This is a genomic window from Hymenobacter lutimineralis, from assembly GCF_008271285.1.
GTDB lineage: Bacteria > Bacteroidota > Bacteroidia > Cytophagales > Hymenobacteraceae > Hymenobacter > Hymenobacter lutimineralis.
This window is the reverse complement of sequence record NZ_VTHL01000017.1, coordinates 47,352-71,832: the sequence shown is the minus strand read 5'-3', so window position 1 is coordinate 71,832 and position 24,481 is coordinate 47,352. Positions and strand designations below refer to the sequence as shown.

Annotated in this window: 18 protein-coding genes; 6 read left to right on the top strand and 12 right to left on the bottom strand. The window is 63.6% G+C overall.

The window, feature by feature from the left end; translation table 11 throughout:
* Positions 1-72 precede the first annotated feature (72 nt).
* The 3 genes from FY528_RS15285 (at position 73) to FY528_RS15275 (ending at position 5,175) form a co-directional block, all read left to right on the top strand.
* Complete coding sequence (locus FY528_RS15285) at positions 73-1,452, top strand: alpha-amylase family glycosyl hydrolase (RefSeq protein WP_149071903.1); 1,380 nt, start codon at positions 73-75, stop codon at positions 1,450-1,452.
* Between the two features lie 67 nt (positions 1,453-1,519).
* The gene (locus FY528_RS15280) at positions 1,520-3,634 is read left to right on the top strand and encodes a glycoside hydrolase family 97 protein (protein ID WP_149071902.1); all 2,115 of its coding nucleotides are present in this window, start codon (positions 1,520-1,522) and stop codon (positions 3,632-3,634) included.
* Between the two features lie 134 nt (positions 3,635-3,768).
* The gene (locus tag FY528_RS15275; RefSeq protein ID WP_149071901.1) at positions 3,769-5,175 is read left to right on the top strand and encodes an alpha-amylase family glycosyl hydrolase; all 1,407 of its coding nucleotides are present in this window, start codon (positions 3,769-3,771) and stop codon (positions 5,173-5,175) included.
* Between the two features lie 87 nt (positions 5,176-5,262).
* Here the strand turns inward: FY528_RS15275 and FY528_RS15270 are convergent, their stop codons facing one another.
* The 12 genes from FY528_RS15270 to FY528_RS15215 all read right to left on the bottom strand — a co-directional run bounded on the left by FY528_RS15270 (position 5,263) and on the right by FY528_RS15215 (position 21,840).
* A complete protein-coding gene (locus FY528_RS15270) occupies positions 5,263-7,515 on the bottom strand; it encodes an efflux RND transporter permease subunit (protein ID WP_187632140.1) in 2,253 nt (750 codons plus the stop codon).
* A 151-nt stretch (positions 7,516-7,666) separates the two neighbouring features.
* Entirely contained in the window at positions 7,667-8,569 is a 903-nt protein-coding gene (locus FY528_RS15265; RefSeq protein WP_149071899.1) for a UbiA prenyltransferase family protein, read from the bottom strand.
* 159 nt (positions 8,570-8,728) lie between these two features.
* A complete protein-coding gene (locus FY528_RS15260) occupies positions 8,729-9,790 on the bottom strand; it encodes a hypothetical protein (RefSeq protein WP_149071898.1) in 1,062 nt (353 codons plus the stop codon).
* Between the two features lie 410 nt (positions 9,791-10,200).
* A complete protein-coding gene (locus FY528_RS15255) occupies positions 10,201-12,867 on the bottom strand; it encodes a PEP/pyruvate-binding domain-containing protein (protein ID WP_149071897.1) in 2,667 nt (888 codons plus the stop codon).
* On the bottom strand, positions 12,858-14,033 hold the full coding sequence (locus FY528_RS15250) for an aminoglycoside phosphotransferase family protein (protein ID WP_149071896.1): 1,176 nt from the start codon (positions 14,031-14,033) through the stop codon (positions 12,858-12,860). The genes FY528_RS15255 and FY528_RS15250 overlap by 10 nt, the downstream gene beginning before the upstream one ends.
* Positions 14,030-15,172: a DUF3419 family protein gene (locus FY528_RS15245; protein ID WP_149071895.1), complete on the bottom strand. Its 1,143-nt coding sequence runs from the start codon at positions 15,170-15,172 to the stop codon at positions 14,030-14,032. Before FY528_RS15245 ends, FY528_RS15250 begins: the two co-directional genes overlap by 4 nt.
* A 4-nt stretch (positions 15,173-15,176) precedes the next feature.
* Positions 15,177-16,604: an AMP-binding protein gene (locus FY528_RS15240; protein ID WP_149071894.1), complete on the bottom strand. Its 1,428-nt coding sequence runs from the start codon at positions 16,602-16,604 to the stop codon at positions 15,177-15,179.
* 247 nt (positions 16,605-16,851) lie between these two features.
* Positions 16,852-18,507, bottom strand: coding sequence for a M28 family peptidase (locus tag FY528_RS15235; protein WP_149071893.1), 1,656 nt, complete (start codon positions 18,505-18,507; stop codon positions 16,852-16,854).
* Positions 18,508-18,607: 100 nt separating this feature from the next.
* Positions 18,608-18,970: a hypothetical protein gene (locus FY528_RS15230; protein WP_149071892.1), complete on the bottom strand. Its 363-nt coding sequence runs from the start codon at positions 18,968-18,970 to the stop codon at positions 18,608-18,610.
* Between the two features lie 57 nt (positions 18,971-19,027).
* A complete protein-coding gene (locus tag FY528_RS15225; RefSeq protein ID WP_149071891.1) occupies positions 19,028-20,332 on the bottom strand; it encodes a PAS domain-containing protein in 1,305 nt (434 codons plus the stop codon).
* A 125-nt stretch (positions 20,333-20,457) separates the two neighbouring features.
* Complete coding sequence (locus FY528_RS15220; protein ID WP_187632139.1) at positions 20,458-20,907, bottom strand: GNAT family N-acetyltransferase; 450 nt, start codon at positions 20,905-20,907, stop codon at positions 20,458-20,460.
* Positions 20,908-20,955: 48 nt separating this feature from the next.
* On the bottom strand, positions 20,956-21,840 hold the full coding sequence (locus FY528_RS15215) for a pirin family protein (RefSeq protein WP_149071889.1): 885 nt from the start codon (positions 21,838-21,840) through the stop codon (positions 20,956-20,958).
* Positions 21,841-22,160: 320 nt separating this feature from the next.
* Between FY528_RS15215 and FY528_RS15210 the strand changes: the two genes are divergently transcribed.
* From FY528_RS15210 to FY528_RS15200, 3 genes are all read left to right on the top strand, one after another.
* Complete coding sequence (locus tag FY528_RS15210) at positions 22,161-22,637, top strand: hypothetical protein (RefSeq protein ID WP_149071888.1); 477 nt, start codon at positions 22,161-22,163, stop codon at positions 22,635-22,637.
* 343 nt (positions 22,638-22,980) lie between these two features.
* Complete coding sequence (locus FY528_RS15205; RefSeq protein WP_149071887.1) at positions 22,981-23,502, top strand: hypothetical protein; 522 nt, start codon at positions 22,981-22,983, stop codon at positions 23,500-23,502.
* On the top strand, positions 23,489-24,244 hold the full coding sequence (locus FY528_RS15200; protein ID WP_149071886.1) for a phosphodiester glycosidase family protein: 756 nt from the start codon (positions 23,489-23,491) through the stop codon (positions 24,242-24,244). The genes FY528_RS15205 and FY528_RS15200 overlap by 14 nt, the downstream gene beginning before the upstream one ends.
* Positions 24,245-24,481 lie beyond the last annotated feature (237 nt).

Here is a 24,481-nt window from a genome sequence, read left to right as displayed (position 1 = left end):
TGCTACCAACCAAATAACGTTTCGCCAGTCAGGTAGCAATAGGGCTGCCGGGCTGGTATTGAGTTGTTCACCATGCAAAATACCTTACTCGCGGCCTGTCTTTTGGCACTGCCGCTGCTGGCGGGCGCCCAACCGGGGCTGGCGCAAAAAGCCGGCCCCCCGGCCGTCTACCACGACCCGGCCCCGTACGGCAAGCCCTTTCGGGGCGTGCCCGACAGTCCGGACGCCACTATCTACCAGGTAAACATGCGCGGGTTCAGCCGGGCGGGCGACTTTCAAAGCGTCACGGCCCGGCTTGATTCGGTTAAGGCCCTGGGTGTAAACGTGGTGTATCTGATGCCCATTTTCCCGATTGGGAAGCTCAAGGCCGTGGACTCGCCCTTCGCCGTGCGCGACTACACCAGCGTGAATCCTGAGTTTGGGACGCTCACGGATTTGCGCATGCTGATAGACGCCGCCCACGCCCGCGGCTTGGCCGTGATGCTGGACTGGGTGGGCAACCACACCAGCTGGGACCACGCCTGGACCAAGGACCATCCCGACTGGTACGTGCACGATGACGCGGGCAACCTCGTCAACCCCATTCCCGAGTGGAAGGACATCGTGCAGCTGGACTTCCAGAACGCCCAATTGCGCTCCGCCATGATTCAGGCCATGCGCTACTGGGTGTTCCAGGCCAACGTCGACGGTTTCCGGTTTGATTACGCCGATGGGCCCACGTTCGAGTTTTTCCAGGAAGCCAGCCAGAGCCTCACCTCCATCCGGGGGCGCAAGGTGCTGCTGCTGGCCGAGGGCGACAAGAAAAAACACTTCTTCCGGGCCGGCTTCCCGCTGTGCTACGACTTTGGCTTTATCAATGTGCTAAAGCATGAAATCTTTGCCCAGGGCAAAAGCGTGAAGCTGCTCGACTCCCTGAACGCGGCCGTGTACCGCCACGCCCCGCCCGCGGCGCGCATGGTGCGCTACGTGTCCAACCACGACCTGAATGCCTGGGAAGGCACCCCGCAGGAGTTTTTTGGCGGCCTTCAAGGGGCAATGGCGGCCTTTGTGACGGCGGCCTACATGCAGGCCGTGCCCATGATTTACAACGGGCAGGAAGTGGGCTACGGCCAGCGCGTACCCTTCATGGGCGCGCGTCAGCCCATCGACTGGACGCCCACCCCCGCGCTGACGGCCGAGTACAAGCGCCTCATCAAATTCCGCAACGGCAGCAAGGCCCTGCGCCGCGGCGAGCTAACCTCCTACAGCACCGACGACGTGTGCGCCTTCACCAGAACGGCGGGTAAGGAGCAGGTGCTGGTGCTGGTCAACCTGCGCAGCTCTCCGAAACTCTTCTCCATTCCCGCCAGTTTGGCCGGTGCCGGCTGGCGCCACGCCTTTAGTGGGCAGCCCGCCGACGCAGCCCGCTCCCTTACCCTGGCGCCGTATCAGTATCTGGTGCTGCACAAATAGTTTGTCCGATATTCCGGGCGTGGGTGGGCTTTACACAACCCACGCGGTCGGAATTCTTGTTTAGATCATGCGAAAAGTACTGCTTCTTTGTTTGCTTACGGCCGGCCTCCGGGGGGCCGCTCAACCTACGGCTGCCCCACTCACGGCCCGCCTCGATAAGGTGAGTTTAACCTTTGCGCTCAGCCCCGCGGGGCAGCCCACGTACACGGTTTCCTACGGACAACGGGCCGTGATTACGCCTTCCCGCCTGGGCCTGGAGCTGGCCGGCACGCCGGGCTTCGATGGTCAGCTGCAGCTCATCGGCAGTGAGGTAAAGGACGCAGATGAGACCTGGCAGCCCGTGTGGGGCGAGGTGAAAAGCATCCGCAACCACTACCAGCAGCTCACGGTGCACCTGCGGCAGGCCCAGGCCCCCGGCCGGCAGCTGGATATCGTCTTCCGCGTATTTGCCGACGGCGTGGGCTTCCGCTACGAAGTACCCCGGCAAAAAGACCTCACCTATTTCACGGTGCAGGGAGAGAAAACGGAGTTCAACCTAACCGGCAACCACAAGGCGTTCTGGATTCCCGGCGACTACGACTCCAACGAATACACTTACACCACCTCGAAGCTAAGCGAAGTCAACAGCGCGGACATTACCCCGATTCAGGAAAAATCGGCGCCGAACCGGGTGCAGACCCCACTCATGCTCAAGTCCGACGACGGGCTCTACGTGAACATCCACGAGGCCGCGCTGGTGAACTACCCGGCCCTGATGCTGAACGTGGACACCAAAACCTTCGGCCTCACCAGCCAGTTGGTGCCCTCGGCCACTGGGGCGGCGGCTTACCTGCAGGCGCCCGAGCACACGCCCTGGCGCACCGTGGTAGTGGCCGACAATGCCCCGGCCGTGCTGGCCTCCAAGCTCATCCTGAATCTAAACGAGCCCACCACCCTCACCGAAACCAGCTGGATTAAGCCCCAGAAGTTTGTGGGCGTGTGGTGGGAGATGCACGTGAACAAGGCCAGCTGGAACTACTCCGATACCGGCAACCTCAAGCTGGCCTCCACCGACTGGAACGCTCTGAAGCCCAACGGCCGCCACGGCGCCAACACCGCCAACGTGAAGCGCTACATCGACTTTGCCGCCAAAAACGGGATTGAGGGCGTATTGGTGGAAGGCTGGAACGTGGGCTGGGAAGACTGGGCCAACAACTGGAAGGAAGAGGTATTCGACTTCGTGACGCCTTATCCCGATTTCAACGTGGCGGAGCTGCAGCAGTACGCCACCGGCAAGGGCGTGAAGCTCATCATGCACCACGAAACCTCGGGCTCCGTGACCAACTATGAGCGGCGCCAGGACCGGGCTCTGACCTTTATGAAGGAGCACGGCTACGACGCCGTGAAAACCGGCTATGTGGGCCGCATCATCCCGCGCGGGGAGCACCACGACGGGCAGTGGATGGTTAACCATTTCAACCGCACCGCCGAGAACATGGCCCAGCGGCAGATTATGGTAGACATGCACGAGTCGGTGCGCCCCACGGGCTTGCACCGCACCTACCCCAACTGGCTGGCTTCGGAAGCCGCCCGAGGCAACGAGTTTAACGCCTGGAGCACCGGCAACCCGCCCGAGCACGAAACCATTCTGCCCTTCACCCGCCTCATGGGCGGCCCCATGGACTACACGCCCGGCATTTTCCAGATCAAGCTGGAAGACTGGAACCCAGCCCAGAACAAAGGCCGCCAGGTGCACACCACCCTGGCCAAGCAGCTGGCCTTGTACGTGACCCTGTACTCGCCCCTGCAGATGGCCGCCGACCTGCCCGAAGCCTACGAAAAGCGCCCCGATGCCTTCCAGTTCATCAAAGACGTAGCCGTCGACTGGGACGATACGCGCATCCTGGCCGCCGAGCCCGGCGACTATATCACCACGGCCCGCAAAGCCAAGGGTAAGGAAGAGTGGTACGTAGGCGCTATCACCGACGAAAACGCCCGCGCCCAAACCCTGAAGCTGGATTTCCTGACGCCCGGCCAGCGCTACGAGGCGACCATCTACGCCGACGGGAAAGATGCCAGCTGGGACAAAAATCCCATGAGCTACCAGATTCGCAAGCAGAAAGTGGACAGCAAGTCAACCCTGAAGCTGCAGTTGGCGGCCGGGGGTGGTGCGGCTGTGAGCATCAAACCTGTCAGCCGTTGATCAACGTCATTCCAGGTTCCGCTCTGCATGACGCTCAGCGACGAACTATCGGCCGCCACCCAGGCGTTCAGCAGGTTGCCCGATGGTAGCTGACCGCCGCCTTTCCCAAGTCTTCACAAACTCATTTGTATCGTATGTCCTTTTTCAACACCGCGCTCAAGTATAGCCTCGCCTGCCTGACGGCGGCCAGCCTGCTGGTTGGCTGCAAGCCCGAGTCGCCGGTAGCGCCGGCCCCCGTTGACCCGCCGCCCGCTACGGAAAAGCCCACCCAGTACGGCACCCCGTTCGCGGCCGTGCCCGACCGCCAGGATGCCGTGCTGTACCAGGTGAACATGCGCGCCTTCAGCCAGGCCGGGAACTTTGCCGGCGTCACGGCCCGCCTGGACTCCATCAAGGCCCTGGGGGTAAACGTGGTGTATTTGATGCCGATTTACCCGATAGGTCAGCTGCGGGGCGTGAACTCGCCCTACGCCGTGCGCGACTACACGGCCGTGAACCCGGAATTTGGTAGCCTGGACGACCTGCGCACTTTGGTAGACGCGGCCCACGCCCGTGGTCTGGCCGTGATGCTGGACTGGGTAGCCAACCACACCAGCTGGGATCATGCCTGGATTACGGCCCACCCCGACTGGTATTTGCAGAATGCGGCGGGCACCATTGTATCCCCCTCCAACAATGGCGTCACCTACAACGATGTTGCCCAGCTCAACTTCGCCAGCCAGCCCATGCGCCTGGAGATGATTGCGGCCATGAAATCGTGGGTGTACAAGGCCAACGTGGATGGCTACCGCTTTGACTACGCCGACTTCCAGTCCGTGGACTTCTGGAAGCAAGCCACGGATACCCTGCGCAACATTAAATCCCATAAGCTGCTGCTGCTGGCCGAGGGCACCCGGGCCGATAACTTCACGGTCGGCTTCGATATGAACTTTGGCTTCAGCTTCTACGGCGGCCTCTGGGACGTATACCGCCGGGGGCAGCCAGCCACCCGGTTTGACCAGCTCAACGCGTCGGAATACCAGAAGGCCACCGGCACCCAGCAAGTGGTGCGCTACACCACCAACCACGACGTGAACGGCTCCGATGGCACGCCCGTGGCCCTGTTTGGTGGGGATGCGGGGGCCATGTCGGCCTTCGTCATTGCGTCCTGCTACAAAGGAGTGCCCATGATCTACAACGGCCAGGAATCGGGGATGAGCACGGCTATTCCATTTCCCTTCACGTCGGTGAACGTGACCTGGGACACCCGCCCCGACGTGACCAAGGCCTATAAGCAGCTGCTACGCACCCGCGCCGCCAGCGCCGCCCTCCGCCACGGCACGCCTACTGCCTACAGCAGCGCCGATGTGTGCGCCTTCACCAAAACCGAAGGCAACGAACAAGCGCTGGTGCTGGTGAACGTGCGTAACACAACCGTGCAGTACACGCTGCCGGCAGCCCTAGCCAACACCACCTGGACCGATGCCCTGCAAGGCGGCTCCCGGACGCTGGAAAGCACGGTTTCCCTGCTGCCCTACGGCTACATTGTCCTGAAGAAATAGGGACGTATAGTCTCTTCTACACTGCCTCTGCTTCCCGGATTCGTCGGGAGGCAGAGGCATTTTTTTGCTCGTTGAAGCAAGGTTCGGCTACTTCACAGCTTCCACCGCCGGTTTCTCCCGGTCAAACCGGGCCAGCAGCAGCGGAAACACCAGCAGCTCGGCGTAGAAGGCAGCGGCAATGCTTACGGCTGTGAGCAGCCCAAACAGCATCACCGTTTTCAGCGAAGCCAGCGTCATGGCCAAGTAGCCCACGAAGAGCACCCCGCTGGATAGCAGAATGGTAGGGCCCACATGGGTGATGGTGGCAAAGCGAGCCGCCGCCGGCGCTAGGTTCTGGCGGCGCAGCTGCTGGTAGTGATGCACGAAATGAACGGTATCGTCGGTGCAGAGGCTGAGCACAATGGCGGCAATGCTGGCCGTAGCCGTATCGAGGGCAATGCCGGCCCAGCCCATGAGGCCCAGTAGCAAGAGCACCGGCAGCAGGTTGGGCGCCAGCGTGAGCAAAGCCAGCCGGAAGCTGCCCACAAACCACCATACCAGCCCGAATATCACCACCGCCGACCAACCCAGGCTACTGGCTTGGGAGCGGGTCACATAGTCGACGATGCGGGCGTAGAGTGGCTGGTAGCCGGCCGCCCGCACCGTGGCCACGGGCCCCAGCGTGTGGCGCGCCATGCGCAGCAGCACCTCCGATTTCGCCGTGAGCTCCCGCGCCGAGAGCATAGGGCCGGCCACCGTAATGCGGCCCGTACCCGAGGCTTCGTCAATGAACTGCCGGGTGAGCTGGGGGTAGTCGGGGACAAGGCGGGCGTGCACACGGTTGAGCAGGCTTTGGCTGCCCAGGGCCGCCCGTGCCCGGCTGGCGGGCACTACCGTTTCCAGGCCGGCAAGGTAGAGTGTATGGAAGCCTGCCACCCGGCCCACGCCCGCCAAGGTACGGGCCGAGTCTGCAAAAGCCGCTGCCGCCTGTACCACGGCGGCATCGTGCAGGGTGTGGCCGGGGCGGGGCTCCACCAGCAGCTCCAGGGGCATGTAGGCGCCCCAAGTGCGCTGCATGGCCTGGTGGTCCCGCACGACAGCGTGGTCGTCGGGGAAATAGCCCAACGTGTAGGTGTCGGCCCGCAGCCGCAGCGCTCCAAAGGCGGCCGCCACCGTGAGCACCAATGCCAGGGCCGTGAGCTGGCGCGGGTGGGCATCAACCCAGGTATAGAGCCGGGCCAACCCGCCGGCCGCCTGCATGGTGGCACGCGGGCGACCCTGGTAGCCGGGCAAGAGCAGGACGCCCAGCAGAAACGTGAAAAACAAGCACAGCACAATGCCCAAGGCCGCAAAGCCCCCAAACGTGCGCAGAATGGCCATGGGGCTGGAAACCAGGGCCAGAAAGCCAGCCGCCGTGGTGAGCATAGTGGCCAGGCAGGGCGCCAGCGTGTGGCGTAGGGCCGTCAGGGCCGCCGAGTGGGGCGTCTGGCCGGGCTCGGTGAGCACGAGGTTGCGCTCATTAATGATGTGCAGGGCATCCATAATGCCCAGCAGAATCAGAACCATGGGCAGCAGCACCGTCATCAGGTTGAGGCGGTAGCCCATAGCCCCGTACACTCCGAGGGTGAGGTAGGTAGCCAGCCCCACAATGCCCCCCACGTACAGCAGCAGGCGCAGGTTGCGGTAAAGCAGTAGCAAAGCCAGGAACATTAGCCCGTAGCCCAGCCCCAGAAACCGCCCAAAGTCCTGCTCCGACAGCGCGTTCAGGCCCGCGTAGAGCACGCCCACGCCCCCCAGCCAGTAGTGCCCCGGGGGCAGGTGCCGGGCCGCCACCCCTCGAATCTTCGCCAGAATATCTGCGCGGCGGGCATCGAACGTAGGGCTGGTTTTCAGCTCGATGAGCAGGCGGGTGGTCTGGAAATCGGGCGAGAACAGCTGCTCCCGAAGCGTGGGCAGGCGGCTAAGGTCCTGGCGCACCTTGGCCTCGCTGGTTTGGGCGGAAAGGAGCGGATGCGCCCCCGCCATCAGGCCCCGCCCGGCAATGGTAGTCGTGCCCGGCCCCAGCACGGCGGCTACGTCGGGCAGGGCGGCCAGCTCCTGGCTCAGGGCGGACAGGCTGCCTAGGTAGGGCGTCCGCAGCAAACCGGCGGAGTCGTGCACCACCAGCGTCACTACCTCATCGTTGCCGAAGCGGGCCTGGTAGTCGCGGTAGGCGCGCAGGGCTGGGTCACCTTCCAGAAACCACACCGAAAGGCTGTTGTCGATCTGCACGGCCGTGCGTACGCCGGGAGTAAGTACCACCACCAGCCCAGCTACCAGGGTCAGCAGCCAGAAACGGAAACGGTAGAGGAAATCAATCATCAATGTGAAAGTTGAGTAACAGACGGTCATGCTGAGCGGAGTCGAAGCATCTCTACCGCTTCGTTGGATGATGCGGACGAAGCGGTAGAGATGCTTCGACAAGCTCAGCAGGACGCGTTAGTGGTGTTTGCGTGCTGCTCACTGACCTCAGCTACCACCGTCGCGCTATTTCCGCAATGATGGACACGTAGCTGCTGAGCATGAACAGGGAGGTCAGCAGCTCGGCCAGCTTGAGGGCCCGGGCCGAGGGGCGGCGCAAGCTCCAGCCGTAGGCTGCCGCCGTAGCGGCGTAGAGCACGGCTACCAGCCAGAAGGGCCAGGCGCGGGCTTCCAGCCGCTGCAGCAGCACGCCCTGCGTAAGCACCCCGGCCAGCAGCACCAGCAGCACCGCCGCCACGGCGCCGCCGTAGCCCAGAGCGCGGGAGTAGGAGTCAAGCCCGGGGCGTTCATCGGCCGGCACTCTGATTTTGCGGGCTATTTCAAAGGACAGGCCCCCAAACACACTCAATAAGGCCAGCAGCCCCAGTGGCGGCGTGAGTAAAGGCGGGGCCGCGTAGGCTGCCCACAGCCAGCCAATGAGCAGGGGCATCACCAGGATGTGGGTGAGGGCGTAGAGCACGAGCCGGGGCCGCAGGTAGGTGGGCACAAAGAACTCGTAACGCATCAGCAGGCTATAGCCCACGGCCAGCGCCCAGCCCACCACGGCCCGCCAGCCCATACCCACCGACCACGCCACTTCCAGCAGCGTACCCAAGGCGGCTACGGCCTGCAGCTGCCCTAGCGTCACACGGCCCTGCTGGAGCACCCGCTCGGGGTGGTGCTCCAGGTCGGTGGCGTAGTCCTTTATTTCATCGAACACCCGCAGCCGGAAAAAGAAGCTGATGGTGGCCGCCACGCCCAGCCACTCTGGCCAGCCCCAGGCCCGCTGAGCCGCCGGCCCGGCCTGCAAAGCCGCCGCCACGCTGTACACGGTGCCAAACAAGATGGCAAACAGCGCCATGTTTACGGGCGGAAACCGCTGCCGCAGATACGCCCCGAAAGCTGGTAGATTCATGAGGGCAAGATGGTGAAGTAACGGAAAGAAAAAGATAAAATGTCCGTCATGCTGAGCTTGTCGAAGCATCTCTACCGCTTCGTTGGATGATGCGGACGAAGCGGTAGAGATGCTTCGACTCCACTCAGCATGACGGTCTTACTTCCCGAACGACAAGCCTCACAGCTCCCGCGCATACAGCGCGTAGTGGGCCGTTTCGTAGGGGAAGCCGTCGGTGAAGTGGCGGGAAAAGTTGTCGGTGCGCATCAGGCAAAAGATGATGTCGTCGTAGTACTCCCGGAACGACACCATCCCGTAGGCACCCAGGTAAGACATCAGGCCCTGCTGGCGGTAGTCGGGGTGCACGCCCACGGTTTTGGCCAGCAGCGTGCGGTGTGGCAGGAGCGGGTAGTGCCGCTGGAAGGTAGCCGGCTCAGTAGCGGGCAGGTTCAGGGGGGCATAGTTGGGGTTGCAGAAGCTCTGGGCCACCAGCTTCCCCGTGCTTCGCTCGCGCAGTAGCACCGAGGTATGCGGGCACAGCTTCTCGGCATAGGTGCGGTTGTAGAGCAGCTTAAACTGCGCCGCCGACACCGGCCGGTAGGCCGGATTGGCCCCGTAAATGGCTTGGACCAACTCAAAAATAGCCGCTTCGTGTTCCTGCCAAACGTCCGGCGTCAGGGGCAAAAACTCAAATGGCACCTGCTGAAGCTGAGCCAGCAGGGCGGCTTTGTTGTCGTACACCGTCGGTACTACTGCGGGCTGCAGCAGGCGGCTTTCGAACGTCAGCGTGGGCGTAAAGCCCGAATCCGTCAGCAGCCCGGCATAGTAGGCGGGGTTTACGGGTTCCGCATCAAACTGCCCCCACGAGGGCGCCGCGCCTAACCGCAGGCGGTAGCGGTGAAAGGTGGTAAAGCACAGCGGCCCCACCAGCCGGCGGTAGCCGCGCCGCTTGGCCTCGGCCGCCAGCTGGGCAAATGCCTGCTGGTTGAGCGCCGCATCGGGCAGGGTTTCCCAGAGGCCGAAAAAGGCATCCGGGCCGTCGTCGGGGAAAATGCCCAGCAGGCGCACGGAGGCGTGGTCGGTGTACACCTGTATGGTATGGCGTCCTGCTTCCTCGGCTACCACGGCCGCCAGCACTTCCGGCGACTCCCGGGGTGCGGCGGCTTCAGGGGCATACACCCGCGCCGGAATCTGCCAGAACGACTCGGGGAGCTGGTGGTCATAAGGCAAGCAATACAACATAAGCAAGGGTGCAAGTGGGGGTGATGATCACGCGTCGGCCGCGCAGGCGTCAGACAAAACACGGCGGTTAGTTGGACGGCTGTATTGGCTGGGGGTACATTTTTTGTCGGTCTGAAAAAATGTATCCCCCCGGCCGGGCACACTTTTCCAGGTAGGCGTGAAAGTGTACCCGGCTGGGGGGATACACTTTTGCGCTAGTCTGTAAAAGTGTATCCCCCGCCACCGGGGCCTCTTCGGGCTATCCAAAAAAGCTTTTGCCAGAGGCTATTACAGGTAAACGCTGAGAACACGCCGGAGCGACGCAACACGGTGCCGCCGGTGCCCTAAGTAACTGCTGATATGCCGTAGCTACCGAAGCTGCTGTTTCGGGTTGCTGGTTGAAAGTCAGGAACAAACCCGAAACAACGGCTTCAGCCCGCCGGCCTGGGTTGTATTCGCAGGGTGCCAGCTTGCCCGTCGAGCACCACGCGCTGCCCGCTTTGCAGCTGCCGCGTCAGGCCAGGCACGTTGATGATGGTGGGAATGCCCAGCTCCCGCAGAATAATGACGGAGTGCGAAAGGGAGGAACCCTTCTCAATAACTACGGCCTTGCAGGCGGGAAACAAGGTGGCCCAGCCGGGGTCGGTGCGGAGGGCGCACACAATCTTGCCCGCTACGCTGAGGTCGTCTTCGGGGCGCCGCACTACCAGTACTTCGCCTTCTACAATGCCGGGAAAGCAGCCCGTGCCTTGCAACAAGCCATCCGTAGCGGCCAGGGGTGGGGCCATCCGGTGAGGCGAGGCAGGCACTGTTACGCGGGTCGGTACTTCGGCCTGTTCGTAGGCGGCAAACTCCTGTTGCCGCGCTGCTACCACCACCCGCAAATCGGGGGAAGTAGCCGTTGGGGAACTCAGCCAGATAGTAGCAGGCACGGATGGCAGCGGAAGAGCAGGGGAGGATAAACCGACCGGTGCCCCAAGCGCGGCGGTCAGCTCATCCTCAGTCAGGTAGAATACGTCTTCGGCACGGCTCAGGCGGCCTTGCGCGGCCAGCTGGCGGCCGGCAGCCCGGTACAGGCTGCGGTACATCCCAAACAGGCGGGTCCGCTCCAGTCGCAGTGCCTCCCGCTGCCGAATGGCATCCTGCAGGCGCCCTAGGGTGCGTGTTAGGGCCCACCCCTGCAGGCCTCCGCGCTGCCGGAGTAGCCCCGCTATTTCCGCCGTAGCAGCCCCGGTTACAGCGTCCCCTTCAGCGGGCTCCAATGCGTTGGTCTTATCGGGCCCCATCAGCAGGTTCCGCAGATACTGGTAGAAAATGGTTGGGGCCGTGCGCATGGTCGTTGTTTCCAGCTTAAGCTCCCCAACCGTCCGGTCGCCATACTCCGCAATAAAGTCCTGCACGGCAAGGTGAAACGCCGGGTAACGTTGGGCTACTTCCTCCGCTATGGTTGCGGGCCAGGTCCGCACCAGCTCGGCCAGGCCGGGGAAGGTGCGGGCCTCAGCGGCCAGCTTCAGCAAGCGATGCACGGGCTGCACGCTGGCCAGCTGCTGGTCGGTGGCCAGGTAGCGGCGCAACAGCTCTTCGGGCTGAGCTACGCCCGCGGCCCGTAGGCCGCGCAGAGCCCGCCCGTTATACATCATCACCCGAAAATCGTTGATGATGGGCGTGGTCCAGTGGGCTAGCAGCTCCGTGTCCAAGCGGGTTTTCTCGGCCAGCAGCTCCGCCTGGCTAAGCTGGGCAAGGGGCAGGGAGTAGAAACGCTGGTAGGCCGCGGCAAACTGCGTCTGGAACTTCGGTACTCCACGGCGCAGGCCAGCAAAAGCGGCCAGCAGGCGCAGCAGGTTGGCCGCTTGGCGCGGGGCGCTGCGCAGTTGCTCCAGCCGACTGCGGCGCGGGGGCTGCACAAAATCCACTGGTTCCTCTAGCCCCATCATGCGCTCCATATCGGCCTTGTTCTGCTGAAAGGAAGGCAACAACAGCAGGCCGCGGTACCAGTTGTTGATGTTGTAGTAGATGCGTCCCTGCACCAGCGCCAGCAGCTGCGTCACGACGGGCTCGTGGGCGGCCACTTCCGCGGGTGGTACGCCCAGGGCCTGCATGGTTTGTCGGTATACCGTGGCGTAGGCCCGCCGGGCAAAGCTAAACGTCAGGGGCGTGGTGACCCCGCAGTAGCTTTCCTGGATGTTGGAGTTGTCGAACACCAGCAGCTCTGGAATGGGCTGGGTGATGGGCCGGGCCTGCACCACCCAAAGCGCACCCGCAGTGTCTACCACAAACTCCACGTCCTGCGGGGCGCCGAAAGCCGATTCCAGGTGCTGGCCCAGGGCGTGAAGCTGGGTTAACTCTGTGGGCAGAAGGCTGGGCGTTAGCTGCGCATCAGCCGCTACCGGCTGCGCGGCCAAACCCGACGTGGTGCTGGGAGCCGTGAGCTGCTGAGTTTTTTCGGCAATCTGCTGGTAGCTTACTTCACCCGTGGCCTTGCGCAGGTAGAACTCATCGGGCTGCTGCGCCCCGCTCACCAGGGCTTCCCCAAACCCCCAGAGGGCGTGGATAGCCATTTCGGGCGGGTACTCGGGCCAGGTGCTGAACAGCACGCCGCTGGTGCGGGCGGCCACTTGCACTTGCACTATCACCCCGGGTAATGCCACCGGGGGCAGGCCGCGCTGCTGCCGGTAGGCCCGGGCCCGCGCCGAGTAAGCACTGGCCGCGCACTCCGCCACCGCCGCCCACACGGCTTCCTCCGTGGTCAGGTTCAGAAAGGAATCCATCAGGCCGGCAAACGAGTTGTCGGCGCCATCTTCATCTACCACCGAGGAACGGACGACCACGGGCCGGGCCGGAAAACCCCAGCCCGCCAGCACCTGTTGCAGCGCCGCCCTTTCGGCGTCAGTTGGTTGAAACGCACGAAGGGCCTGCTGGCGTGTATCCAGGTCGGCGTCGGTAGCGGTGGGCAAGTGGGCAAGGAGTGGGGCAAACGTTTCGGATGGCAGCACGGCAAAGTTGGGCACTGCCACGCCCGCAGCCCGCAGCTGGTACAGGCCGCGGGCCTTACCGCCTACAGCGTTGGTGCCTGGGCCAGTGGTTTCGGTCAGGAGCATGAGGCCAGTTCCGGCAGCCAGGGGCGCAGCTGCGTGAGCGTATCAAAGTAGCTGTCGACCACCCGCGGCAAGAAAGGGTAGGGGCTGACGGTATGGGCCATCAGGTACATGCCCAGGCGGTGCAGGCCAAAGTCGAAGGCCGCCAGGCCGGTAATCCGGCGGAAATGGTCGGCGTCGGCGAACTGCTGGGTGCGGGCGTGCAGCTGCTGGCGGTAGAACTCTAGATAGTCGAGGCGCTGGGCGTAGCGTTCCGGGGTTAGCACAAAGCAAAGCAGCTCCACTACGTCGTACACGGGCACGTGGTAGGTGGCTAGCTCCCAGTCGTAGGCGCAAAGCTGCAAGCCCTCGTCGGTTTGCCGGAAGCAGGTGTTGCGGGGGTTTAAATCGTTGTGCACCAAGGTGTGGGGCGCGGCTGCCAGCTCCGGCCAATACGCGGGTAGGGCATCAAGGGCGGCCTGGAGCTGGGCCGTGCGGGAAGACAGGTACAGCTCGGGCAGGTGGGAAGCCGCATTATTCAGCAGGGCTTGCCAGAGAGGGCGCTGGGCCAGCATGTAATCCAGGGTAGGGGCATCAGCCCAGGGCGGCGGAGCGCCGGCCGGCAGCAGGTGCCCGGCATGCCATTCGGCCAGCTGGCTTAGCGCCGCTCGCAGGTGCGCGTCGGTCCACTGCTCGGGGTGCATCACCGAGTTCATCAGCTGCAGGTCCTCGCCCAGGTGCTCCATCAGAATGGCGTACACCCCCGTGGCCTCGTCCTGGTGTAGACCGCGGATCCGGGGCATCAGCCCGGCTTGCGGCTGCGCATACACCGTCAGCTCCCGGTGGTGGGTGTTGGCAAACCCCGTCTGCAGCATGTGCGCCGGATATACCGCGCCCAGCTCGCCCCCGCAGGCCGTAGCCAGGCTCTGCAGCATGGCCGATATTTCAGCCCCCGGAGGCTTGAGCTTCAATACCAGATTTTCGGTTTGCTCGCCAGCCGGGCTACTATACCGTACGCGCAACCCGTAATGGCCAATGGGCCGCTCGCTCTGCCCGGCCGTCAGCACAGCCAGAATGCTGGCGGAGTTATCTAAGGCAAACGGCTCTACCGCCAGCACCTGCGCCGAAGGCAGGGTAGTGCGCAGCAGCCGCTCCAGGTAAGCCGGGGCAAAATAGTCAGCGGTTTTCATAGGGCAGAAAGCGAAGTAAAGGCCGAGTATCCGCCCACCGTAGCCAGCACGCTGGCCGCCGCCAACTCCAGGGCGCGGGCATCGGGCAGGTAAAAGCAGGCATTGGGGGAGGGCGCCACCGGCTCCGGGCTGGCTTCCAGCGGCAGGCCACCGTGGCCTGGGTCGCCCTGGGTTTGCAGCAGGTTCCAGTACACCAGCCGGAGCTTGCCGCGGGTGCGCAGGGCCCGCAGGGCATCGGCAAATTCAACCGGACTCACGTACTCGAAGATATTGGACAGGCTGGCTTTGGTAATGGCCCGGCCGGCCGGGCTCAGCAGGTAGGCCACGGCCTCGCCAGACTGCAGCTGCAGGTAAGGCAGACGCGCCCGGAGCCGGGTGAAGCTCTTTTCCTGGTAGCAGATCGGCAGAATATGCTCCGGCAGGTGCTCGGGCCCGAAAAAGAAAAACCGGAAAAAGAAGTTGTCAGCCAGCACCTCCGTGGCTACCTGGCGCCGCAGCCGCTGGTAGAAGGCTGCCCCCCCCGATTCTTCGGCGTAGCGGAACAGGCGCGGGTCGCGGCCCCGGCTCAGGTTGGCTTCGTCGAAGTAGGTCTCAAACTGGCTTTGGAACGCGGTGCCGTGCAAATGGGCGGCGAAGTAGGCGCGTTGGGCTTCCACGGTGGCGCAGCGGAGCAAAGCCCGCACATGCTGCTGCAGGCTTGCCGGCAGGGTAGGCAGAAAGCCATGCAGGTACATTTCCAGCTTGCCCGCCGAAAGCAGCCCCTGGGGGTGCTGGGCTAACTGGGCATCCCAGTAGCGGCGTAAGTCGGTGGGTAGCTGCGGGGCTATGTAGGCCCAGGTGCGGGCTACGGCCGTGGGACCGTCCAGTCCCAGGAGGGCGCGCAGTACTGCGTGGGGGAAGTGGCGGATCAGGTAAACCTTGAACTCCAGCAGGGCATTTTGCACCGGGTTCAGGTCGATGGCCGTTACGCGGCGCACTTCGCTCAGGAGGGCGTTCAGGGCATTGCAGCCCGCCGAGGTAATAACCAGCACCTCATCGGTGGGCTGCAGCTGCAGGGCTGCCTCCAGGGTAGCGTGGCTTTCCCAGACCACCGAATAGCGAATCTGGTCGAGGGCGACGTGGTGAAACTCGGAGTGCATAGGTTTAGCGTAAGGCGGCGTAACGAACTTTCGACAAATGACGGTTATCCATAGGCAAGTGCGCCCGGAAATGAACGTGCGCGCACAGCCCCGGCGGAAACTCCGCTTCCAGGGCGGCGCGCACGGCGGCTTCGGTGGCCGCGCCCTGCACGTACACGGCAAACCCCTGGCCGTAGGGCTTGGCCGCCACCTGCTCTACTCCCGGCAGGTGCTGCAACACGTGCTCTACCTGGTAGTGCTGCACGCCCCGCACCACCTCCGCGTTGCCTTGCCGGCCCGTCAGCCAAAGATGGTTCTGCTCATCGAAGTACCCAAAGTCGCCGGTGGCCAGCCAGCCTGCCGCCGCCACGTGGGCCCCGCGCACCAGGATTTCGCCTGCTTCAACGGTGCGCCCCTCCGGCAGCAGCAACTGCCCGCAGGGCCGTAGCTGGCAGTCGAGGCCCGCTACCACGGGGCCCACGTAGTAACCCGCCCGCGGGCTGGCGGGAGCGTCTTCGGCCGCGCGCACGGCAATGGGCTCGGCTTCTGAAGAGCCATAAATGCCGTAGATGGTGGCATGAGGAAAGCAGATTTTTAGGGACTGCAGCAGCCATTCCGGCACGGGGGAGCCGCCAATGCCCACCGCTTTCACGTGGGGAAGCGCCTGGCGCTGCTGACTCAGCAAGCGCCCCAGGCTTCTAAAGTAGAATACGTTGCCCGTAAGCGTCTCAACCTGCTCGTCCTGCAACTGCTGCACCACTTTCTCCGGCCGGAACTGGCTTAGCTGCCCCCAGGGAATATCCGGCAGGATGCTCACGGCGCCCACGGCCAGGTTGTGCAGCAGCACGTTGGGAAAGAGGGGGAAATCCCGTTGCCCCAGCCAGGGCGGAAACACCGCTTTCAGCACCGTGTGCTGGGCTGTGAGCACGCAGTGGCTGCGCCGGATGGCCTTGGCCTGCCCCGTAGAGCCGGAGGAGTGAGACACCAGCGCAGCTTGGTCGGCCGGTACGGTCACGGGCTGCTCCAGGAAAGTCAGACTAGCTGTGACGGAAGAAGGGCGTAGTGCCCGCACGCCCACTAGCCGCAGCAGCCAGCCATAACGACGCGCTGCCGCCTCACTAACCGCGGCCGTCCGGATCTGATGGTGGCGTAGCAGCTTCACTAGCTGCCAGGGCGAGACGGCGGCGGGCGGCAGCACGGGAATGGCACCATGCGCCATGACCCCTAGCAGGGCGGCTACCAGCTCGAGGCTCACCGGTACAGCTACCAGCACGGCTGCACCACTGCGCACGCCCCGCGCTGCCAACTGCTGCCGAAAGCCAGCTACTGCCTGCAGCAGCTCCTGCCCCGTATAGCGCCGCGGCGGGCCAGCGGGCTGGGGCCATACCAGGTACACCTGCTCCGGGTTCCGGAGCAGATTTTCATACAGGGCCTGGCAGAAGTTGGTAGTCATACAGCGTAGCGAAAGGCCGGAGAAGCCTTATGCCAAAGCTGCACAAATCACCGCACAACCCGACCACGAATCGGTGGGAAAATCAGACATTTCAATGCCGGCTCACCGCTACCCGGGAATAGAAAAAATCAAAGCTGTTAAAAAGAGCCTCTGCGCGGAAAACCGCTTTTCCAGACAAGAAAGCAGCAGCTCTTTCCCAGAGACGAATAGACCTTGCGCACAGTGGCCGTGGTGCTAAACCAGACTTTTACTTGGGGCCAAAGCGCTGCCCAAAAAAGTCGTTGGCATTCCAGGTGGGCCGCTGCGCGTCATTGGCTACCAGGTACCCGATCAGAAAATTGAGCTGCACGTACTTTTTGCCCGCCTCGAAGTCGAACAGGCCGTTGATGTCGTCCTGGGGTTTGTGGTAGGTAACCGCGCGCCACTTCTGCACCAGTTCGCTCAGGTTGTTGCGCCCGTCGGCGGTGCGGTTGCCATATTTGATGTGCAGGGCCGGGATGCCCTGCATCACGAAGCTGTATTGATCGGAGCGGATAAAGCGGTTTTGTTCGGGCTCGGGGTCGGCCTCCACGGTGAGGCCCAGCGCCCCGGCCGCCTGCGCCACGGGCCCGGCCAGCGACGAGTGCTGAGCCCCCAGCGGCACCACCGACAGCAGCGGGGCAATGATGGTGGGCATATCGGTGTTCACGTCGGCCACAATGCTGGCTTTGGGCACGGTGGGGTGGGAAGCAAAGTAGGCCGAGCCCAGAAGCCCGAGCTCCTCCCCGGTTTGCAGCACCAGCAGAATGCTGCGCTTGGGTTTTTGCTTGAGCCGCGAATAGGTGCGGGCAATTTCCAGCACCGAGGCTACCCCCGAGGCATTGTCGTGGGCGCCATTATAGATGGAGTCGCCCTGGACGGGGGCGGCCACGCCCAGGTGGTCGAGGTGGGCGGAGTGCACCACATACTCCCGGCGCAGGCGCTTATCACTTCCTCGAATCTGGCCAACCACGTTGTAGGAGTCGAAATCCCGGTAGGTGGTGGCGAAGCGGGCTTGCATTCGCACGGGCAGGGCCACGGGCGCCGGCCGGCTTTGGCGCAAAGCGGCCAGCACCTGGCTGGTATCGGTAGCCGCGGTGCGCAGCAGGTTTTGCAGCACATCGGCGCTGACGCTGGCCACGAGCTGCAAGGCCCCGCCGGGTAAGAAAGTGCGGGAGGCCGCCACCTGGCTTTGCGCATCCAACACGCTGTAGGCGCCCCGCTGCAGGTTAGACACTTTGGCTTTCGGGTTGGTAGTAGCCACCACCACGCCCACCGCCCCGTGCTCGGCCGCGTTTTGCATGATTAGCAGCAGGTCCTGGCTGGCGGCGGCTACGGTGGAGGGGAAGGAGCGGGGCGCGCCGCGCAGCACCACCACCAGCTTGCCTTTCACATCGAGGCCGGCATAGTCGTCGTACTGCAGGGCGGGGGCCGTAATGCCGTAGCCGGCAAAGGCCAGGGGGGCCTCCACCTGCACACTGGGCGCGGCGGGGTTGGGGTAAAAAACGTAGTCCTGGCCAGCGGTAAGCGGCGTATTTCCTTGCCCGCTTGTCTGGAGGCTAAGCGTATTGCCGGCCTGCACCACGGCCCGGCGCAGGCGCACCCGCTGCACAAACGAGCCTTTGTCGCCGGCGGGCTTCACGCCGAAGGATTTCAGCTGCTGGGTAACGTAGTCGACGGCCAGCTGGTAGCCGGGCATGCCGGGCTGGCGGCCCTGCAGCCGGTCATCGGCCAGAAACTGAATATGGGCTTTGATAGCGGCCGGCTCTACCTGCTCCAGGGCGGTAGTAACGGCGGGGGCAGGCTGGTACGACTGCGCCGCGGCGGGTAGGGCCAGCAGGAGGCTGCCCGCCAGCGCACGAAGGGAAAAAGAGAAATCAGGCATAAGCAACGAGAGCGAGTGGGGTCGAAATTAGCACCAAACGCCCTAATGCCCTGTCTACCCCAGCTAGCCACCAGGCTTCGCGGCGGGCCGCAGCGATACGCTAGTGAGGGCGGAGTACCTGCTGCTCCAGCTTTTGCAGAATCTGCTCGATGCGCAGGGCAAAGTCGTCAATCTGCTCAAGGCCGGCGCGGGCTTCCTCCAGCTGCCCGCGCTGGTACTGGCGCACCAGGGCCTGCCCTACCTCCAGCATCTGGCTGATGGCGCGCTCCAGCTCCCGGGTTTCGGGCAACAGGCCGTAGGTGGGCTTGATAGTGGCGTCGAGCCACTGGGCCAGCGGGTTGTCGCGGAGGGAGAAAAGCGTGGGCTCGGCTTCGCGCACCCCATACAGGACCGAGCGCAGCCGCGACTTAAACAGCACCTGCTTAATGCGGGCCTGTTGAAAATCCAGACTGGTTAAGTCCATAGAGGTAGGGGCGAAATACCGAAGAATCCGGAAGTGGGACGGTGGTCGGGCATCGGGCTACTGCGCAGCGGGGGCCGGGCCTTCCAGCGCCCGACGGGCTTCCACCAGGGCCGTTACGTCGTAGGCAAACACCGTAATACCGGCCTTCTCGTGGTTTTCCTCGAATAGTTGATAGGTGAAGTTAAGGTAGCTGCGCTGCAGGCGGCCGCTGCCGTCGCGGTCCAGCATAATTTCCACCTCGTTTCCCACGAAGGTTTCCCCCGTAGTATATACCCCGTCGAGGAGGGCAATGAATCCTTGCTCCACTACTTCGGGCAGGGCTTCTGCGACCTTAAGACCGACCAGCTGGCGGTGGGGGAACAGCGCCTGGTAAGGCGGGTTCACGAACTCGAACCGGTGCTGAGGCCCGCGCAGAATGCAGATAAGCGCGGGCGTCTGCATAAACAGGTTGTAGAACGTTTCGCGCTGCTGCTCGGCCAGCTGATAGGCCTGGTAAGCCTGTTCGGAGAGGAGGGCCTGCTGCTCGTTGGTATCCAGCAGCTCCTGCACCATTTGCTTCTGGTCCTGAATGTCGGTGCCGCCGCCCACCCACATGGTAATCTGACCCTGGGCATCGAGGCGGGGCAGTCCGCGCATCAGCACCCAGCGGTACTGGCCGTCGTGGCGGCGCAGGCGGTACTCCACCTGGTAGGGCTGGCCGCTTTGCACGCATTCCTGCCAGCGCTGCGTCACGCGCGCCCGGTCGTCGGGGTGTACTCCCTGCAGCCACTGGCCGTCCAGCTCGGCCCCCAGCTCTTTGCCCGTAAACTGCAGCCAGCGCGCGTTGAAGTAGTCCCGGGTGCCATCGGGCCGGGCCGTCCATACCAGAATGGGCATAGATTCCAGCACGAAGCGCAGGCGCTCCTGCTGCTCAGCCAGCTCCCGCCGCACTTTCTCCGCGGCCTGCTGCGCCCGGTACTTTTCCGTTACGTCCTGTGTGCGCTGCAGAATAAACCGCAGCTGCCCTTGCTCATCCAGGATGGGGTAGTGGGTGGCTTCCCAATATAGCTCTTCCAGCCCGCCGCCCTGGCTTTCGGGCCGCTGCAGGTCGTAGCGGATCAGGGGCATGGTGTGCGGCTCCCGGTGCTGGCGCACGTGCTCGTGCGATTCGCGGATGATGTTGGCCGAGGCTTCATCGGTAGCCGGCCACGCCTCAAAAAACGGCAGGCCCACTACCTCCGCCCGACTTTTCTTCGACACCGCCACGTGGCGGTCGGTGTTGTCGAGGATGGTGGCGTCGGCGTCGGGGGCAATCAGCAGGAAGTTGTCGGGCAGGGCGTGAAACAGCTGCTGGTAATCAACCGGGAAGTTGGGCGTAGGCATAAGCAGGAAGCAGGGCAGAGCCAAGCCTCGGGGCGGGGCGGCCGGAAAACAAAACTACGGGCAAACAAGGAGAAAAAAACGGCCCCACCGACATTTGTCGGGCTACAGGCCGGCGCCGCCGGGAGCTAGGGCCGCACCATGTGCAGGTGCGGAATGCCGTCTTCCAGGTAGCCCTCGCCCACCTGCCGAAAGCCGAAGTCTTCGTAGAACTGCTGCAGATACTGCTGGGCCCCGATCTGGATAGGCTGCGGCCCAAACTGCGCGGCCACGGTGGCCAGGGCTTCCTGCAGCAGTTGCCGGCCCAGGCCGTAGCGCCGGAACCTCGGGCTGACTACCACCCGCCCGATGCTGGCCTCGGGGTAGCTGATGCCCGGCCCGAACAGGCGGGCGTAGGCGGCCAACTCCCCGCCCTCGGTATAGCCCAGCAAGTGCCAGGCGGCCTGGTCTTGCCCATCAATGTCCTGGAACGCGCAGGTTTGCTCTACGACAAACACTTCGGAGCGCAGTTGCAGCAGGGCGTAGAGTTCGGGGAGGGTGAGGGCAGGGAAGGGCTTATGGGTCCAGGTCAGCGTCATGGGCAGGAAAACAGGAGGGGCGAAGGTACGGGAACGGGGGTGCCGGTGCTACTCCTCCTCCGGGAACTGCCCCATGCCGCCGCTTTCGAAGTCGGCAATGGCCTGTACCAGCTCCTGGTTGGTGTTCATTACGAAGGGACCGTAGGTAGCCAGGGGCTCCTCAATGGGCGCGCCGGCCAGCACCAGCAGCACCGTGTCTTCCGTAGCGGTGAAGGGCACCTCGGGGGAGTTCCAGCCGAAAACCACCAGCTGCTTGCTGCCGGCCGTACGCCCATCGGCCAGCTGGATCTGCCCGCGCACCACGTAGAACCCCACGTTGTACTCGGCCGGCAGGCGGATGGTCGTTTCGGTACCGGCGGGCAGGTGCACATCCAGCAGGGTGATGGGCGAAAACGTCTCGGCGGGCCCCGTAACGCCTTCGTAGGCCCCGGCCACCACCCGGATGCGGCCCCGGCCCTCAGAGGCGGGCACTTCGGGAATGGCGGCGGCCCGGATGTTCTGGTAGCGGGGCGGGGCCAGCTTGTCTTTCCTGGGCACGTTCACCCACAGCTGCAGCAGCTCCAGGGTACCGCCCCGGCGGGCAAACTCCCACTCGTGGCGCTCCTCGTGCAAGAGGCCCGCCCCGGCCGTCATCCACTGCACGTCGCCGGGGCCCAGGGTGCCGCTGTGCCCGGCCGTGTCGCGGTGAGCCAGGGCGCCCTCGTACACCACCGTCACCGTTTCGAAGCCGCGGTGGGGGTGAGGCGGGGTGCCCAGCGGGGCCTCGGTGGGCGCCACCGGCATGGGGCCGGTGTGGTCGATGAGCAGGTAGGGGCTGAGCTGGCGAATGCGCGGCCCGGGCATGGGGCTGGTCACGTCAAAGCCGTCGCCCACGGCTTTCTTGTTGCCATCAATAATCTGAAAGATGCGGCGGCCGGGATGCGTAGGAGGCATAGGGGAGGAGGAGAGAAGGACACTTAAAAGAACGTCATTCCGAGCAAAGTCGAGGAATCTCGTGTGCTGATGTCGCCATAGTAATCCAACGAAGCGGTAGAGATGCTTCGGCAAGCGGACGCCAGATAGAGCATGACGGGTTAGTTTATTCAGTTATCGTCACAGCTCTCTAACCTCCTTCCACCGCCTGGGGTTTAGCCAGGGGCTTGCGTAACTCCCGCAATCTGCTCATATTTCTTCCGCGCTATATTATCTGCTTATCCCTGTTCTTCACACCGTAACGGGGCTGGTTATTTTCTCACCTCCAACCCCCTTATGCTATGTTACCCCGCATTTCCGTTAGCATTCCCGCCGCCGATATGGCCAAGCTGGAAACGGCCATCGGCACCCTCAAATCGGTGCTCACGCCCTACCTCTATCCCCTCACGCCCGAGGAGCGCCAGGACGTGGTGAAAATGGGCGACCGGTCGGTGGCCTTCCTCACCAAAGTAGAGGAGTACGGCCAGAGTACGCCCGCCTTTGTGCCCGCCTTCGTGCGCTTCCCCGATCTGCAGGAGGACATCAAGGCCACCGCCGACCTGGGCACGCTGCTGCGCCCCCTGCAGCAGCTCGTCACCGACCTGGAAAGCACCATGATGCAGACCGGGGGCGAAGCCTACCTGGATGCGCTTAGCATCTACCGCAACATCCAGAGCGCCGCCAAGGCCAATGCCCCCGGCGCCCAGGCCGCTTACGAAGACCTGAAGGTGCGCTTTGCCAAGCAGCCTAAGCCCGCCGACAAGAAAGCCGGGGCCTAAGCCACCGCCGCGGCCCTGGCACTGCCCCGTCCGGTCTGCCGGGTGGGGCAGTTGTGCTTCCGAAGCTCTCCGTTGGTCCTCTCTGGACCTCAGGTGGTCCTCCGGGGACGTCGGGTGGGCTTTGGAGGACCAACGATGGTCCGGCGAGGACCTCGGGTGGGCTTTGGAAGCTCTCGGATGGTCCTCCGAGGACCATCCGAGAGGGTCGGAAGTCTATCGGTGGTTTGGCGTAGTAGTCGGGAGGCGTAGTTTGGTGGAGGGTGCGGAATTGGCGTAGTTTGGACGGCTCAAGCAAAGCCAACGCAGCCGACACTACCAGAAACTACACGAAGAATAGGCCCCAATGTCCGTTTATCGAAAAGCCGAGCATACCCTGAAATGGCTGGCGTACTATCAGATTATTGGTGGGGTGCTAGGGATTGGTCTGATGTTCTGGCTGATGGTGCTGAGTGGCTACCTCACGGGCGGCTCGCTCCTGGCACTGGCCGTAGGATTTGGCTTACACAGCTACTCTATCTACTGCGGTCAGCAGCTGCTGAAAGGCCACACGGAGAAAGGACTTCAACTTTCCATGCTCAATCAGGCCCTGCAGGTGATTAGTTTTAGCGTGGTGGGCTTTGGGCTGGAATATGTTGCCGGCGTGAGCGTCTTACTAGGGGCTGATTTTACGGCAGAAACCAAGAGCATTATATCAGCGTCTGTCTCAAGCTATCAGGTAAATTTCAATAGCAGTGGAGAGGAAACCCGGCTTAGCGTCAACCTGGTAGCGCTCTACATAATGCGCACCATTGCTGCTATTCAGAAAAAAGCAGCGCAGGCGGCAGAAGTAGCGGAGTATGCGGCCCAACAGCATGCACCCCACTAAGACAGTCGGCCGCAAAACGGCCTGCGTGCTTTGGCTTGGCGGGGTGCTACTTGCCCTGAGCGCCGCCCTCCCCGCCTGCACCCCGCCCGACTCTACTGACGCCAGCCAGTTCATCAGCTACACGGTGAACCCGCGGCGGCAGACGCTGCGCCTGTACTGGCGGGATGAGCAAGGTCAGCCCCTGCGCAGCCTCGGCCGCTTGCGCGACTGGCTCAGTGGCCGGGGGCAGCGCCTGGTGTTTGCCTGCAACGGGGGCATGTACCGCACCGGCCCGGTGCCCCTGGGGCTGTTCATCGAAGACGGCCGGCAGCGCACCCCCTTGGAGACCACCCGCGGCACCGGCAACTTTTATCTTCAGCCCAACGGCGTGTTTTACCTCACCCGCGCCGGGCAGGCTGGTATTGTGCCCACCGCCGCGTTTCGGGTGGGGCCGCAGGTGCAATATGCCACCCAGTCGGGGCCCATGCTGGTGGTGGACGGGCAGCTGCACCCGGCGTTTCGGCCCGGCTCCCAGAACCGCCAGATTCGCAACGGCGTGGGGCTGCTGCCCGACGGGCGCGTGCTGCTGGTACTATCGAAAGAGGAAATCAACTTCTACGACTTCGCCCGCTACTTCCAGCGCCAGGGCTGCCGTCAGGCCCTGTACCTGGACGGATTCGTGTCGCGCACCTATCTGCCCGCCCAGGGCTGGGAGCAGGTGGATGGAGATTTTGGGGTGATGCTAGGGGAGGTTGCTGATTAGTTGTTGCTGGTTGCTGGTTGCCAGGAATAGAGAATAGCAGAACGTCATGCAGAGCGCAGCGAAGTATCTCGCGTGCTGATGTTGCAGCAGTACTCCAACGAAGCGGTCCAGATGCTATGGTCTTGTGGGCGCCAAGCGAAGCGTGATAGTTACCAGCACAACGTCAGCACGCGAGATGCTTCGCTCCGCTCTGCATGACGTTCTGCCTGACAACGAACAACCAGCAACTAGAAACCA

Excerpts from the sequence above, each read along its gene's own strand:
- FY528_RS15260 (WP_149071898.1), bottom strand. The coding sequence starts at position 9,790 with ATGTTGTATTGCTTGCCTTATGACCACCAGCTCCCCGAGTCGTTCTGG.
- FY528_RS15235 (WP_149071893.1), bottom strand. The coding sequence starts at position 18,507 with ATGCCTGATTTCTCTTTTTCCCTTCGTGCGCTGGCGGGCAGCCTCCTG.
- FY528_RS15210 (WP_149071888.1), top strand. The coding sequence starts at position 22,161 with ATGTTACCCCGCATTTCCGTTAGCATTCCCGCCGCCGATATGGCCAAG.
- FY528_RS15225 (WP_149071891.1), bottom strand. The coding sequence starts at position 20,332 with ATGCCTACGCCCAACTTCCCGGTTGATTACCAGCAGCTGTTTCACGCC.
- FY528_RS15255 (WP_149071897.1), bottom strand. The coding sequence starts at position 12,867 with ATGCTCCTGACCGAAACCACTGGCCCAGGCACCAACGCTGTAGGCGGT.
- FY528_RS15240 (WP_149071894.1), bottom strand. The coding sequence starts at position 16,604 with ATGACTACCAACTTCTGCCAGGCCCTGTATGAAAATCTGCTCCGGAAC.
- FY528_RS15270 (WP_187632140.1), bottom strand. The coding sequence starts at position 7,515 with ATGATTGATTTCCTCTACCGTTTCCGTTTCTGGCTGCTGACCCTGGTA.
- FY528_RS15250 (WP_149071896.1), bottom strand. The coding sequence starts at position 14,033 with ATGAAAACCGCTGACTATTTTGCCCCGGCTTACCTGGAGCGGCTGCTG.
- FY528_RS15280 (WP_149071902.1), top strand. The coding sequence starts at position 1,520 with ATGCGAAAAGTACTGCTTCTTTGTTTGCTTACGGCCGGCCTCCGGGGG.
- FY528_RS15245 (WP_149071895.1), bottom strand. The coding sequence starts at position 15,172 with ATGCACTCCGAGTTTCACCACGTCGCCCTCGACCAGATTCGCTATTCG.
- FY528_RS15200 (WP_149071886.1), top strand. The coding sequence starts at position 23,489 with ATGCACCCCACTAAGACAGTCGGCCGCAAAACGGCCTGCGTGCTTTGG.
- FY528_RS15275 (WP_149071901.1), top strand. The coding sequence starts at position 3,769 with ATGTCCTTTTTCAACACCGCGCTCAAGTATAGCCTCGCCTGCCTGACG.
- FY528_RS15230 (WP_149071892.1), bottom strand. The coding sequence starts at position 18,970 with ATGGACTTAACCAGTCTGGATTTTCAACAGGCCCGCATTAAGCAGGTG.
- FY528_RS15205 (WP_149071887.1), top strand. The coding sequence starts at position 22,981 with ATGTCCGTTTATCGAAAAGCCGAGCATACCCTGAAATGGCTGGCGTAC.
- FY528_RS15215 (WP_149071889.1), bottom strand. The coding sequence starts at position 21,840 with ATGCCTCCTACGCATCCCGGCCGCCGCATCTTTCAGATTATTGATGGC.
- FY528_RS15285 (WP_149071903.1), top strand. The coding sequence starts at position 73 with ATGCAAAATACCTTACTCGCGGCCTGTCTTTTGGCACTGCCGCTGCTG.
- FY528_RS15220 (WP_187632139.1), bottom strand. The coding sequence starts at position 20,907 with ATGACGCTGACCTGGACCCATAAGCCCTTCCCTGCCCTCACCCTCCCC.
- FY528_RS15265 (WP_149071899.1), bottom strand. The coding sequence starts at position 8,569 with ATGAATCTACCAGCTTTCGGGGCGTATCTGCGGCAGCGGTTTCCGCCC.